Origin of the sequence: Amycolatopsis sp. NPDC058986 (assembly GCF_042741125.1) — a bacterium.
Classification (GTDB): domain Bacteria; phylum Actinomycetota; class Actinomycetes; order Mycobacteriales; family Pseudonocardiaceae; genus Amycolatopsis.
Map to the genome: position 1 here is coordinate 65,688 of NZ_JBHYJW010000014.1, position 13,810 is coordinate 79,497.

Here is a 13,810-nt window from a genome sequence, read left to right on the forward strand (position 1 = left end):
GCCTCGGGACATTACGGAGCGATGTGTGATGGGTGCGGGTGCGGAGGCACGGGCGTCGGCACCGGGGTCGCTCACCGGTCTCCGCCTGGACGAGCTCCTGCACGAGGTGCAGGACCGGCTCACCGAGATCGCGAAGACCCGCGACCAGCTGCAGGGGCTCGTGGACGCGGTGATGGCGGTGGCCACCGGTCTGGAGCTGGATTCGACCTTGCAGCGCATCGTGCAGGCGGCGGTCGATCTCGTCGACGCGCGGTACGGAGCCCTTGGCGTGCTCGCCGAGGAGGAGGGGCTGTCGGAGTTCGTCTACGTCGGCATCGACGCCGAGACGCGGGCCGGCATGGGGCACCTGCCGGAGGGGCGCGGCCTGCTCGGAATGCTGATCGAGGATCCGCGCCCGGTGCGGGTGCCGGATCTGGCGCGGCATCCGGCGTCGGTGGGGTTCCCGGCGAACCATCCGCCGATGCACAGTTTCCTCGGCGTTCCGGTGCGGGTGCGGGACAGGGTGTTCGGGAACCTGTATCTCACCGAGAAGCGCGGCGCCGCCGAGTTCACCCCGGACGACGAGGTGGTGCTCGAGGCATTGGCGGCCGCGGCGGGGGTGGCGATCGACAACGCGCGGATGTTCGAGCGGTCCAAGACCCGCGAGCGGTGGCTGGCGGCGGTCGCCGAGATCAACGGCGGCCTGCTGGGCGGGGCGTCGGCGGCGGACACGCTCGGCCTGGTGGTGGAGCGCGCGTGCGAGGTGGTGGCCGCGGACGGCACGTTCATCCTGCTCGGCGCCCCCGGCCCGGCGATGTCGGTGAGTGCCGCGTCCGGGGCGAGGGCGGGCCTGGTGCTCGGCGCGTCGATCGCCATGGACAACACGGTGATCGACGAGATCATGACGACCGGTCAGCCGCGGCTGATCCCCGACATCGACTCGGCGCTGCCCGGTGACCCGGAGCCCGCGGTGGCCGGGTTCGGGCCCGCGGCCGCGGTTCCGCTGATCAGCACGGCCGGGGTGGGCGGGGTGCTGCTCGCCGTGCGGGACAAGGGCGCGGCGCAGTTCAAACCCGATCAGGTCCCGATGCTGTCCTCGTTCGCCGACCAGGCGGCGGTGGCGCTGGAGTTCGCGGACAAGCAGCGCAGCCAGCGGCTGCTGGACGTGCTGGCCGACCGGGACCGCATCGCGCAGGATCTGCACGACCACGTCATCCAGCGGTTGTTCGCGACCGGGATGAGCCTGCAGAGCATCATGCCGAGGATCGCCGACGAGCTCGCGCGGACCCGGGTCACGACCGCCGTCGAGCAGCTGGACCAGACCGTGCGGGAGATCCGGACGTCGATCTTCGACCTGCACAGCACCGGCACCGACGCCTCCACCAGCCTGCGGCGCAGGCTGCTCGACCTGATCACCGAGCTGACCACGGCGACCACGGTCGCGCCCTCGGTGCGGATCTCCGGCGCCGTCGACACGCTCGTGCCGGGCGACCTGCGCGAGCACGCCGAAGCCGTGGTCCGTGAGGCGTTGAGCAACGCGCTGCGGCACTCGGGCGCCGACTGGATCTCCGTCGACGTCGTGGCGGGCGACGATTTGGTCATCACGGTCGCCGACAACGGGATCGGCCTCCCTGACGACGTTCCGCGCAGTGGCTTGGAGAACCTCCGGCGGCGCGCGGAGCAGAACGACGGGACCGTGACGTTCACCGCGGGGCCCGACGGGGGGACCACGGTGACCTGGCGGGTTCCGTTGCGTTCGGCCTAGGGCGTTGCCGTTGCCGGGCAAGGAAAGTCCGGTGCCCGGTGAGCGGGCACGTCGTCGTGGTCAGCGGACCACCACGACCGCGATCATCGTGAGCGCGGCCAGCGCGCCGACCCCGAACACGGTGGCCAGCAGGCCCATCAGGGAACCGGCCGAGCTGAGCAGGGTCGACACGACGGTCGCCACCCGGCGCAGCAGTTTCGCGAACGCGATGGTCAGTATCAGCGCGAGGACGACAGCCAGTGCGGGGCCGGTGGAGATGCCCTGCGCGGCAGGGGCGGCTTCGGTGGCCAAGGTTTCGATCGCCGGGTTCATGACATGCGCTCCCCTGAATCGATGGACGTCGAGCGGCACCGTGCGCGGTACTGCGACGTCGCGGGTGGCACGGCCGGGCGGGCCGCGTGGGAGGGTGCTGACGGGGGTGTTCATCGACTCCTGTCCGCTCGAACTTCAGGTATTAAACTGAAATTTTGGTATCTCAGCTGCATTCAGGTTAGAGGCTGGGTGTGCAACCCGGCAATGACCGTTTCCAGCTTGTTGCCTCGTGGTCGACGGGATGCGATACGTACTTGCGTGTCAAGGTATGTGTGGCCGGATCGCGGGTGTATGGTGCTCGTATTCAGTAGTTGAGCTGAAGTTCAGCCGAGGAGCTACTCGTCGTGGTATCACCGGTCGGCCCGGCCGTCGAACTCGCGCGGCGCCTGCGGGAGCTGCGCAAGTCCCACTGGCCCGGCGCGAGCATCACCCAGCTGCAGCTGGCCAAGGCGCTGGACGGCAGCGGTCCGCTGATCTCGTCGTGGGAGCGGACGTCGCAGCCCGAAACGCCACCGGAGACACGGCTGGAGGCGTACGCGCGGTTCTTCGCCACCCCGCGTTCGGTGGAGCGCCCGCCGTACCGGCTGCTGGGCCTGGACGAGCTGACCGCCGACGAGCGCGCGGAGCGGGACAGGCTGCTCGACGAGCTGAAGGCACTGCGCGACGCGGCACGCGGGAAGTCCGGGGGAGATCCGGACGAGGAGGCCGGCGGGCTGCTGCGCTTCCCGCCCCGCGAGGACATCGCGATCGTGTGCGCGCCGCTGCCGCCGGAGATGCGGGCGAAAAACCCCTACTCCGACCCGGACAGCCCGGACTACGACGAGCTGTACAGCTACACCGACCTCGGCGCCCTGGTCGAGCTGTACGGCCAGATCCGCGCGCTCAACCCGGGCAACGCGGTCAAGCTGCGGTTGTCGAACGAACTGACGCTCGCCGACTACACCTCGCATCTGGTGTTGCTGGGCGGGGTCGACTGGAACGAGGCGACCAGGGACCTGTTCCTGCAGCGGCGCCTGGAACTGCCCGTCCGGCAGGTCGCGCGGGACGATTCCGACGACGTCGGCTGGTTCGAGGCGGACACCGAGGACGGAGTGGTGCGGTTCGAACCCCAGCTCCGGGACAACGCGGGCCGCCGGGAGGTGATCGAGGACGTCGCGCACGTCTATCGCGGCCCCAGCCCATACAACATGGAGCGGACCGTCCTGTCGTTCAACGGGATGTACGCCAGCGGCACCCTGGGGGCGGTGTGTGCCCTGACCGACGTTCGTTTCCGCGAACGTAACGAGAACTACGTCCGCGAGCGTCTCCCCGGTTATGCTCAATGGTCTTTGCTGATGCGGGTGAAGATCGTGAACCGGCAAGTGGTGCCGCCCGACTGGACCGATCGGGCGACGCGCCTGCACGAGTGGTCGGCGGCGGTGGGGTTTGTCAGAGGCCAGGGGAGGGACGCGTGACCGGAGCAAGTCCTCGCCCGACCATCACGGCTCGCACCGGGCTTTGCTGGAACAGGTCCCGTTTCGCGCGGAGGCCGAGCCGGTGCTCGACGCCATCCTCGTCCCCATCGCCCACGAGACCGCGGAGCTGACCAAGGCGATCGGGTTCGCCGCGCGGCTGGACTGTGTGCTCGTCGCCTTCTGCAGTCAACGGGCTTCCGCCGCCGAAGCGGTCCGGCTGGCCGCTGGCCGCGGCGTCGAGCTGGTCGCTGTCGACATCGATGACATGCCCGCCGACCTGCTGCCGGCGTTCGCCACCACCGACGTCCTGCGAGGGGCGGCCTTCGACTACGCGAAGGACACCAGTGCGAAGCGCAATCTGGGGCTGGTCTTCGCCCGGTTCGCGGGCTGGGAACGGGTGGTGTTCCTCGACGACGACATCCACCTGCCCGACCCGGACGATCTGGAGCGGGCCGCGCAGCTGCTCGACCACTACGAGGTCGTCGGGCTGGAAATCGGCGAGTTCCCGGACAACTCCGTCGTCTGTCACGCCCATCGCGCGACGCACGGCGAGCAGACGACGTTCATCGGCGGTGGCGCGCTGGCGGTCGGGCGGGCGTCGATGGGGTCGTTCTTCCCGAAGATCTACAACGAGGACTGGTTCTTCCTGCTCAACGGTGACCGGCTGCGCCCGGCGGCCGTGATCGGCGCCGCCGAGCAGAAGTTCTACGACCCCTTCGCCACCGAGGAGCGAGCACGGAGCGAGGAGTTCGGCGACAGCTTGGCCGAGGGCGTGTTCTGGCTGCTGGACCAGGGCAAGGGGCTGGCAGGCGCGACCGCGGCGTACTGGCGGGAGTTCCTCGACCATCGCTGGCGGTTCATCGGCGAGATCATCGGCAGGCTCGACCGGACCGAGCACCCGCCGGAGCGGGCCGAACGGATGCGAGCCGCGCTGGAGGCCGCCCGCGGCGAAAGCGCGCGGATCACGCCGTCGCTGTGCGTGGACTACCTCACGGCATGGCGGGAGGACCGCGAGCGCTGGCACAAGCACGTGGAGACGATGTTCGTCGACCACGCGGCCGGCCTGAGCCGTCATCCTGGCGGCACGAGGGCGGAGAAGGTGCTGTGCGAACTCGGGCTAATGGAGTGCGCCGGCTACGTTCGCCGCGGCGAGTGACGGCTCGTCGACGGCGAGGTCCTTGACCAGCACGTAGCACTCTTCGGCTTCCAGCGTTTCGGTGTGGCACACGACGGTGCCGTGGCCCCAGTCCCGGTAGCCGAGGCGTTCGTAGAGCCGGGCGGCGTCGGCGTTGTCGGTGCGCACGGCCAGCGCGATCCGATCCTGCTGCTGCTCGCGCAGGTACTGTTCGAGCCGTTCGACGATCGCCGTGCCGATGCCGCGGTTGCGCCGGTCCGGCCGGACCTCGAGGTGGGTCAGCAGCGGGACGCCGGGCAGGTACGCGCGGATCGGCGCCTCCTCGGCTTCTTCCTGCCACAGGTAGACGTCGCCGACCGGCCGGCCGGCGAGCCACGCGACGAACAGCATGCCCTTGCCGTTTTTCTGCCGTTCGTGGCGCTCGACGAAGAAGCCGTGGTCACCGAACACGTCGGCGAGCGGGCGCAGGTCGCCGAAGCATGCCGGCCGGACTTCGGGCTCGGCCATCGGCAGGTCTCCTGTTCGCCGGACACGTGCTGCGGAATTACGTGGCAGGATACTGGGCCGCTCCGGGGACTCGCTCGAGACCCGGTTGAATCCACTCTGGACGGTAGCTCCCCAGGCGAGGGGTGGTCCGCGCCCATCGGGGCGGTGTTTCGGACATGCGGATGACGGGGCCGAGGCTCTTGAGATCCCCGTAGACGGTGTTGTCGTCGGTGACCGCGTAGCGCTCGAATTCGTCGGGCCGCAGACGGCCGGGTGCGCCTTCGAAGTCGCGGATCAGTCCTTGGCGCTGCAGGAGCATCGCGGATTGGCTGAGCGAGACCTGCACTCGGTAGCTGCCCCCTTCGCGGCTGCGCCGGGCGAGCGCGAGCATCGCGCCGAAGCCGGCGAGGAAACCGGTGAGGAAGTCGCAGAGGTAGACCGGGGTGAGCCGGGGCCGGCCGGCGTTCATGGCGGCGCCCTGGATGTCGCAGATCCCGGTGACCGCCTGGGCGACCTGGTCCCAGCCCGCACGAGCACCGAACGGACCGCCCGACCCGAAGCAGTTGACGCTCACGTACACCAGTCCGGGGCGTAGCCGCGCGAGTTCTTCGGCTCCGAACCCGTGTGCTTCCAGCCGGTGCGGACGGTAGCCCTCGATGAACACGTCGGCGTCGCGGGTCAGGTCGCGCAGGCGTGCCGCCTCGTCCGGCTTGGTGAAGTCGAGGTAGGTGCTGCGCTTGCCGTGGCTGGTGTCGCGCACGAACGGGGGCACCTGCGGCAGGTGCGGGGCGGTCACCATGAGTACGTCCGCTCCGTGCTCGGCCATGCTCAGCCCGGCGGTGGGACCGGCGAGGATGCGGGTGAGGTCGAGAACCCTGATGCCGGACAAGGGTTCGCCGCCGCCGGGCAGGGGCTCGGGCGCGCTGTCGCCGATCCTGGTGATTTCGACGACCGGGCGCGAGGCGAGATGAGCGCCGTGCGGATGCGTCAGCCATTCCCCGGCGGTGCGGACGATTCCGCCGCAAGCGTCCGCGGCGGCGATGGCGTCTTCGAGATCTTCCGCTTTCCAGGTGCGGACAGCGGCTTCGACCGACGCGGGAGTGGCCTCGCAGCGCAGGACGTCCAGCACCCGGCGTTCGAGGTGCGGCAGATTGAAGTGCGGCACGAACCACCGGTCGTCGGCGGTCCGCCAGGGCTGGGTGAGCGAGACCATGTGCTCGACATCGGGAGACAGCGGGGCCGGCCGGTACTCGCCGGACGCGTCGCGCACGAGGGTCATGTCCTCGCCACCGAGGGCCGTGGCGGCAGCGGCTCGCACGTCGACGGCGATGCGCTGGCGACGGCCGGTGCGCAGTTCCCACAGGTCGTTCGCCGCGACCGCGCGGGCCGCCAGCGCGTCGGCGAGGGTCGCCCCGATCCGGAACGGCGAGGCGAACAGCGGGTCCGAGCCGCTGATCGTCACCTCGTCGGCGGCGAGCTTGTCCCCGCCTCGGATCGCCATGAGTTCGTCGAACGCACGCGGATTTCCGGGTGTCGTGTTCATCGTGTTCCTTACCTGTTCTTCCGTACTTCCGCGCGGGGGTGATCTGCTCGATTTCGACGGTAGGCAGCCGAAAGCGCGAAGAGAAATGCCTGTTGAGGGCGATCCATGCGTCCCCGGCATAGATCGGTAGGGTGGCTCTTGTGGAGGTGGAACTACGGCACCTGCGGGCGTTCGTCGCGGTCGCGACGCGGCGCTCGTTCACGGCGGCCAGCGGTGACCTCCTGATCACCCAGCCCGCCCTGACCCGCACCATCCAGCAGCTGGAAGCGGCGGTGGGGGCCCGGTTGCTGGAGCGCACGTCGCGCAGCGTCGAACTCACCGACACCGGCAGCGAACTGCTCGAACGCCTGCGTGTCGTGCTCCACGACCTCGACGCGGCCCTGATCGCCGCCAGTGGGCGGGCGAGCCTGCGGATCGGCTTCCAGTGGGCGCTGCCCGACCCGTGGATCAGCGACCTGCTGGCGGCGTTCGAGAACGCCACGGGCGCGACGGCGACGTTGCTGCGCCGGGACGACATCGTGACGGCCCTGCATTCCGGAGACGTCGATGTCGCCTTGGTGCGGGCCCCGGTGCACGCCCCGGGCATCACGCAGACGGTGTTGTTCGAGGAGGAGCGCGTCGCGGCGGTTTCCGTCGAATCGCCACTGGCTGCCCGTGCGGAGCTGGAGTGGTCGGAGCTGACCGCGTATCCGCTGGTCGTCAACACCGTGAGCGGGGCGACGAGTGCCGGCCTGTGGCCGCCGGCGCAGCAGCCCGCGCAGGTGATCGAATGCGGCAGCTACGACGAGTGGCTCGCCATCATCGCCGCCGGGCGCGGCGTCGGCTCGACGACCACCTCGGCGGCCGAGACGCACATTCACGCGCGGGTCGCCCACGTGCCGCTCAACGGCGCCCCACCGGTGGCCGTGCGGCTGCTGTGGCCCACTCGCCGCAAGAGCGACGCACTCCTGCGGCGTTTCGGCGAACTCGCTTCCTCCGTCCGGTAAACGCTTCGGCGGACATGTGCTCCGCGGCCATGTCCCGAGGGCGGGTTGTGGGTTCCACGGACATGGCCGGGGTCCCTGCCCTGGCTTACCGTTCTGCGCCATGACCAGCGAGTTGAGTGGAAAGACCGCTCTGGTGACCGGGGGCGCCGGTGGCATCGGCCTGGCCTGTGTCCGGGCACTGGCGGCCGCCGGTGCGAAGGTGCACGTGGTCGACATCGACGCCGCCGGGGCCGAGCGGGCGGCCGCCGGGAGCGGCGGGTGGGCGCACGCCGCGGACCTGACCGATCCCGTCGCGATCGAGGCGCTGCCGGCCGACGTCGACATCCTGGTGAACAACGCCGGGATCCAGTACGTCGCCGCGCTGCCGGACTTCCCGCCGGAGCGGTTCACGATGATCCAGGACCTCATGGTCACCGCGCCGTTCCTGCTGATCCGCCGCGTCCTGCCGGCGATGTACACGGCGGGCTGGGGCCGGATCGTGAACATCTCGAGCGTGCACGGAGTGCGGGCCAGCCCGTACAAGGCCGCGTACGTCGCGGCGAAACACGCGCTCGAAGGCCTGTCGAAAGTGTCCGCTTTGGAGGGTGCGGCGCACGGGGTGACGAGCAACTGCGTCAGTCCGGGCTATGTGCGGACCCCGCTGGTCGACGGCCAGATCGACGCGCAGGCCGCCGAACACGGCATCCCGCGTGACGACGTCGTCGGGCAGGTGCTGATGCGGCGCGCGGCGATCAAGCGGCTGATCGAACCCGCCGACGTCGCCGCACTGGTGGTGTGGCTGTGCGGCCCGCACGCGGACCACATCACCGGCGCTTCCCTCCCGCTCGACGGCGGCTGGACCGCCGCCTGAAAATCCTTTCCCCCCACCACCTCTGGCCCCCGACGAAGTGGAGTCCGCAGTGCACACAGCGAACCGGCCGCCGATCGCCAGGATCGTCGGCGCGAGCCTGATCGGGACCACCATCGAGTGGTACGACTTCTTCCTCTACACCTCGGCCGCGGCGCTGGTGTTCAACAAGCTGTTCTTCCCGGCGTCGGATCCGTTGACCGGCACGCTGCTGGCGTTTCTCACCTATGCCGTCGGATTTCTCGCGCGCCCGATCGGCGGACTGGTCTTCGGGCACTTCGGCGACCGGCTCGGCCGCAAGAAGCTCCTCGTTCTCAGCCTGGTGCTGATGGGCGGTTCGACCTGCGCGATGGGGGTGCTCCCGACCTTCGCCACGGCGGGTGTCGCGGCACCTCTGCTGCTCACCTTTTTGCGGCTGGTACAGGGTTTCGCGCTCGGCGGTGAATGGGGCGGCGCGGTGCTCATCGTGTCCGAGCACGGCGACGAGAAGCGGCGCGGCTTCTGGGCGTCCTGGCCGCAGTGTGGGGCGCCCGGTGGCAACCTCCTGGCCACCGCGGTGCTGGCGATACTGGCCGCGACGCAGTCGGACGCGACGTTCCTGGCGTGGGGCTGGCGGATCCCGTTCCTGCTCTCGGGCGTGCTGCTGCTGATCGGGCTGTGGATCAGGCTGGCCGTCGCCGAGTCCCCGGTTTTCCTTGCCGCGCAACGGCAAGCCGCCGAACGCGGCGGCAGGCACGTGCCGGTGGTCGACGTCTTCCGCCACAACGGGCGTCAGGTGCTGGTCACGATCGGCGCCCGGATGGCGGAGAACGTGTCCTACTACGTGCTCACCGCGTTCATCCTGGTCTACGTCACCACCGGGCTGCATCTGCCGAAGGGGACCGGGCTGACCGCGGTGCTGCTCGGCTCGGTGGTGCACTTCGTGACTATTCCGTTGTGGGGCCTGCTTTCCGACCGTGCCGGCCGCAAACCGGTGTACCTGTTCGGCGCGATCGCGATGGCGGTGTGGGGCTTCGCGTTCTTCGCGCTACTGGACACGAAATCGACCGCGGTGATCGTGGTGGCGACCACGATCGGGCTCGTGCTGCACGGCGCGATGTACGGGCCGCAGGCGGCGTTCTTCGCCGAGCAGTTCCCGACGCGCGTCCGCTACACCGGGCTTTCCGTCGGCGGGCAGCTGTCGTCGATCGCCGCCGGCGCCGTCGCCCCGCTGATCGCGGTCGCGCTCTTCCAGCGCTGGGGCAGCACGATCCCGGTCTCGCTCTACGTCGCCGCGATGTGCGCGCTGACCGTGCTGGCGCTGCTGGCGGCCCGGGAAACGCGGGGAACGTCGCTGCACACCGAGGATTCCGGCGAAGCTACCGTCGTGGTGTCGTCGCGCGGTGGAGTTTGAGCGCGAGCTGGATTTCCAGGGAGCGCTCGGGTTCCTGCCAGTCTTCGCCGAGCAAGGTGGTGACTCGCTCCAGCCGTTGCGTGACGGTGTTGACGTGGACGTGGAGCGTCCCGCAGGCACGGGCCGGGCTGCGTCCCGCCGCGAAATAAGCCTCCACAGTGGACACCAGTTCGGTTCCCCGGCGCCGGTCGTAGTCGAGCACGGGTCCCACGACGTCGTGCACGAAGCCCGGGAGATCGCTGTGCCTGCCGATGACCAGCCCGAGAAAACCCAGATCGCGCAGGCACGCGCCCTCGCCGACGCGGTCGAAGGCGAGCAGGGCGTCGAGACAGCGGGTCGCCTCGTCGTGCGCGCCGGGTATCGCCGCCAGGCCCGTGGCGGGGCCGGCGGCGCCGGTGGTGACCCCGAGTTCGGTGGCGACGGCGCGGGCCGCCGCGCCGGGATCGTCGCCGGGCAGAAGCAGGATGTGCCTGCCGTGGTGACGGGTGGCCAGCCCGGCCTTGGCGGTGGCGAGGCGGACGAGGACGCGGCCGAGGTGATGCGGCTCGTGCTCACCGGCGTCCACGACGACCACGGTGTGTGGCTGGGCGAGGTCGATGCCCAGCGCGTCGGCGCGGGCGGTCAGCCGGTCGGGGTCGCGGTGCGGGGTGAGGATGAGGTCGGCGAGCAGGTCGCCGCGGACCCGGTGCTCGGCTTCCGCGGCCGAGCGGCGCAACAGCAGCAGCACCGCCGTGGCCAGCGCGGCGCGCTCGAGGATCCGCTGTTCCCCGTCGTCCAGCTCGGTTTCCCGGGACAGCACCAGCGCGCCCAGCTGCTCGGCACCCGCGGCGATGCGGGCGATCCACCGGCCCTCGCTGCGGGTGACCCGGGAATGCGCGCGGGCAACGGTGATGGCGTTCTCGTCGTCGAACTCGCCGCAGAGCCGGCGGCCGGCGGCGTCGAGCACCAGCAGACTCCCGCCGAGCACGTCGGTGACGGCACCGGCGACGTCGGAGAGGCTGCCGCCGCGCAGGACGAGGTCGGTGAGCCGATCGTGGGCGTCGGCGGCGCGTTCGAGGGACGTGGTGCGTTCTCGCAACAGCTGGGTCGTGGTGGCCAGTTCGGTCAGCGCGGCCCGGGTTTCCTGCAGCCTGCGGGCATTGTCGATGGCGATCGCGGCGTGGTCGGCCAGCGAGCCGAGCAGCGAGACCTCCTCGGCGGGGAACGGCCGCTGCCTGCGGTCGGCCGCGAAGAGCACGCCGATCACCGCCGAGCCTAGCCGCAGCGGCACGCCGAGGATGCCGATCAGGCCTTCCTCGGACACCGCGTCGTCGATGGACCGGGTGTGCTGGAACCGCGAGTCGGACGGGTAGTCCGGGGTGGCGTACGGGGCTGCGGTCTGCGCGACCAGGCCGCCGAGACCGGCGCCCATCGGCAGCCGCAGCCGCTGGAACGCCGCGGAGACCGAGCCCGAGGTCATGCGCATGTAGGTGTCGCCGCGTTCGGGGTCGTGCAGGGCCAGGTAGGACACGTCCGCCTGCAGCAGGGCGCGGGCGCGGTGCACGATGGCCTGCAGCACCTGGTCGAGGTCGCGCAGCGCGGCGAGGTCGCCCGCGGTCCGGAACAACGCGGCCAGCTCGGCCTCGCGGCGGCGGCGTCGTTCGAGTTCCTGGTAGATGTCCTCGGCCATGGTGCCCAGCCTGTGCCATCGGGCGATGTGCTTCGCGGTGCTTCCGGACATCGTCATCTCCACGTGACCCGTGCGCGCCGGGCCGCGGCGGCGCCCGACGTCGCGAACGCTCCGTTGCCGACGATGAGCGTCCCGAACGGAGCTCGGGTTCGCGACACACCCACCGGCTGGACGAGGACGGAGTTCGGAGGGAGATCCCGCGGCACGGCCCGTTCATCGGCCGGGTCCGGAGCCGGGCGCACCGGTCCCGTCGGTCCTCGCCGGGCCGGTCGCCGGTGGCCTCGCGGTAGCCGCCGGCCCCGGCCCGGTCGACCGCGGCCTTGACCGCGCCGAGGATTCGCCTCGCTGTCAACGGGTAACCTCCGCTGTCGGTGCCGGACGGATCGTGTCGGAGGCCAGCGTGGCTATCGCCTTCATTCTGCTCGTAGCGCTCTGCGTGGCGCTGTCCGTCACCGGGATGGCGGTCGCCGGGTGGAGCTGGCTCTCGCTCGCCGGCGCGGCGCTGTTCGCCGTCCTGATCGTGGCCAGCTCGATCCACCGGTCCCGGCGGCGAGGCAGGCAACGCTGAGCGTCTGTCCTCAAAGGACGGGCGCGGTGAAGAGCGGCCCCGCTTCCGTCAACACGGCGGGCACGCCCAGCAGCCGGGCCGCCCCCGCAGGGGCACGGCGAGGTCCGGAAAGTCGTCCTCGCCCGCGTCGGGTGCGGGATACAGCAGGCCGATCCGCTTTCGCGCGATGCCCTGGTCACGGTACTCGCACAACGCATCGAGAACCGGTGCCCTGCTGTGGTCCATGGCGGAGGGATAACCGGCGGTGAGCCGAACCAAACCCCACGCCGGGGTCAGCGGGCGAAGATGGTCGCGCCGCCGTCCGGTGCGAACCGGGCTTGGAAGAACCTGAGGTGGCGTGGCTCGTAGGTGAAGGCGAGACCGCGGACGATGCTTTCGCGCTGCTGGTGGACTTCGATGACGTTGTCCGCGACGTAGTCGATGTGGCTTCGGGTGTAGACCCGCCGGGGGATGGCGAGGCGGAGGAATTCCAGTGGCGGGAAACGGTTTTCGCCGGTGACGGGGTCGCGTCCGGCGGAGACGGCGCCGCGTTCGACGCCGCGGACGCCCGCCTGGAGGTACACGGCCGCGGCGAGGGTCTGCGCGGTGAAGCCGGTGCGTGGAAGGTGCGGCAGGGCGGCGGTGGCGTCGACGCACACGCAGTGTCCGCCCAGCGGCAGGATGATCGGGACACCCGCGTCGCGCAGCCGCCCGCCGAGGTGCTCGACCTGGGCGATGCGGGCCCGGATGTGGTCCTCCGCAACGGATTCGGCGATGCCCGCCGCGATGGCTTCCATGTCGCGGCCCGCCATGCCGCCGTAGGTGTGCAGGCCTTCGTAGAGCAGGACGAGCCCGCGTGCCTGCTCGGCCAGTTCGTTGTCCCGCAGGCCGATCCAGCCACCGATGTTGGCGAGACTGTCCTTTTTGGCCGACATCACGGCACCGTCGGTGGCCGCGCACAGCGCGAGGAGGATCTCCGCGACGGACGCGTTCGCCCAGCCGGGTTCGCGTTGCTGGACGAACCAGGCGTTCTCGATCGCGCGGGCGGTGTCGAGGAAGACCGGGATTCCGTTGGCGTGCGCCAGTTCGCTGACCTCGGTGAGGTTCGCGACGCTGATCGGCTGACCTCCGGCCATGTTCACGGTCGCGGCGATCGACACGTACGGAATCGACGCGGCGCCGAACTCGGCGATGACCGCGCGCAGCTTGCCGAGATCCACGTTGCCCTTGAACGGATGTTCGCAGGACGGGTCGTGGGCCTCGTCGATGATGACGTCGTGGAAGGTCGCGCCGTTGAGCTCCTGATGCGCGCGGGTGCTCGGGAAGTACATGTTGCCTGGCACGTGCGTGCCGGGGCGGATCAGACAGCGGGACAGGATGTTCTCCCCGCCGCGCCCCTGATGCACGGGGATGACGTGCTCGTAGCCGTAATGCGCGCGGACGGCCTCCTCGAACACGTAGAAGCTGCGTGCCCCGGCATAGGCTTCGTCGCCGCGCATGAGCGCCGACCACTGCCGGTCCGACATCGCGTTGGTGCCGGAATCGGTGAACAGGTCGACGTAGACGTCCTCGGACCGGAGCAGGCACGGGTTCCACCCGGCGTCGCGCAGCGCCTGCTCGCGGTACTCCCTGGTGGTCGCCCTGATGGGTTCGACCATTTTGACGCGCCACGGTTCGGGCGGGTATCCGATCAT

General features: G+C 70.4%; 13 protein-coding genes. 7 read left to right on the plus strand and 6 right to left on the minus strand.

The annotated features are described in order from the left end of the window. The first annotated feature begins 28 nt into the window (after positions 1-28). Entirely contained in the window at positions 29-1,744 is a 1,716-nt protein-coding gene (locus ACFW0G_RS15220) for a GAF domain-containing protein (RefSeq protein WP_378325809.1), read from the plus strand. Positions 1,745-1,804: 60 nt separating this feature from the next. Here ACFW0G_RS15220 and ACFW0G_RS15225 read toward each other — a convergent pair whose 3' ends face one another. Further along, positions 1,805-2,056 carry a hypothetical protein gene (locus tag ACFW0G_RS15225; protein ID WP_378325810.1) on the minus strand — a complete coding sequence of 84 codons (252 nt, stop codon included), beginning with the start codon at positions 2,054-2,056 and terminating at the stop codon, positions 1,805-1,807. Between the two features lie 344 nt (positions 2,057-2,400). Here ACFW0G_RS15225 and ACFW0G_RS15230 point away from each other — a divergent pair, with 344 nt between their 5' ends. Beyond that, positions 2,401-3,510, plus strand: coding sequence for a helix-turn-helix domain-containing protein (locus ACFW0G_RS15230; protein WP_378325811.1), 1,110 nt, complete (start codon positions 2,401-2,403; stop codon positions 3,508-3,510). Positions 3,511-3,553: 43 nt separating this feature from the next. Beyond that, positions 3,554-4,666, plus strand: a complete 1,113-nt coding sequence (locus ACFW0G_RS15235) for a hypothetical protein (protein WP_378325812.1) — start codon at positions 3,554-3,556, stop codon at positions 4,664-4,666. On the opposite strand, the gene ACFW0G_RS15240 is transcribed toward ACFW0G_RS15235, so the two are convergent. Continuing rightward, complete coding sequence (locus ACFW0G_RS15240; protein WP_378325813.1) at positions 4,628-5,152, minus strand: GNAT family N-acetyltransferase; 525 nt, start codon at positions 5,150-5,152, stop codon at positions 4,628-4,630. The genes ACFW0G_RS15235 and ACFW0G_RS15240 overlap by 39 nt on opposite strands. Before the next feature lie 37 nt (positions 5,153-5,189). Next, a complete protein-coding gene (locus ACFW0G_RS15245; protein WP_378325814.1) occupies positions 5,190-6,674 on the minus strand; it encodes a CoA transferase in 1,485 nt (494 codons plus the stop codon). Between the two features lie 131 nt (positions 6,675-6,805). Between ACFW0G_RS15245 and ACFW0G_RS15250 the strand changes: the two genes are divergently transcribed. The 3 genes from ACFW0G_RS15250 (at position 6,806) to ACFW0G_RS15260 (ending at position 9,900) form a co-directional block, all read left to right on the plus strand. Then, positions 6,806-7,660, plus strand: a complete 855-nt coding sequence (locus tag ACFW0G_RS15250; protein WP_378325815.1) for a LysR family transcriptional regulator — start codon at positions 6,806-6,808, stop codon at positions 7,658-7,660. Between the two features lie 100 nt (positions 7,661-7,760). After that, positions 7,761-8,510, plus strand: a complete 750-nt coding sequence (locus ACFW0G_RS15255; RefSeq protein ID WP_378325817.1) for a 3-hydroxybutyrate dehydrogenase — start codon at positions 7,761-7,763, stop codon at positions 8,508-8,510. A 49-nt stretch (positions 8,511-8,559) separates the two neighbouring features. After that, positions 8,560-9,900 carry an MFS transporter gene (locus tag ACFW0G_RS15260; RefSeq protein WP_378325818.1) on the plus strand — a complete coding sequence of 447 codons (1,341 nt, stop codon included), beginning with the start codon at positions 8,560-8,562 and terminating at the stop codon, positions 9,898-9,900. Here the strand turns inward: ACFW0G_RS15260 and ACFW0G_RS15265 are convergent. Beyond that, positions 9,866-11,620, minus strand: coding sequence for a helix-turn-helix domain-containing protein (locus ACFW0G_RS15265; RefSeq protein ID WP_378325819.1), 1,755 nt, complete (start codon positions 11,618-11,620; stop codon positions 9,866-9,868). The genes ACFW0G_RS15260 and ACFW0G_RS15265 overlap by 35 nt on opposite strands. A gap of 349 nt (positions 11,621-11,969) precedes the next feature. Here ACFW0G_RS15265 and ACFW0G_RS15270 point away from each other — a divergent pair, with 349 nt between their 5' ends. Next, positions 11,970-12,137: a hypothetical protein gene (locus ACFW0G_RS15270; RefSeq protein ID WP_378325821.1), complete on the plus strand. Its 168-nt coding sequence runs from the start codon at positions 11,970-11,972 to the stop codon at positions 12,135-12,137. A 48-nt stretch (positions 12,138-12,185) separates the two neighbouring features. Here ACFW0G_RS15270 and ACFW0G_RS15275 read toward each other — a convergent pair whose 3' ends face one another. Both ACFW0G_RS15275 and ACFW0G_RS15280 read right to left on the minus strand, forming a co-directional pair. Then, positions 12,186-12,362: a hypothetical protein gene (locus tag ACFW0G_RS15275; RefSeq protein ID WP_378325822.1), complete on the minus strand. Its 177-nt coding sequence runs from the start codon at positions 12,360-12,362 to the stop codon at positions 12,186-12,188. A 47-nt stretch (positions 12,363-12,409) separates the two neighbouring features. Further along, entirely contained in the window at positions 12,410-13,810 is a 1,401-nt protein-coding gene (locus ACFW0G_RS15280; RefSeq protein WP_378325823.1) for a tryptophanase, read from the minus strand.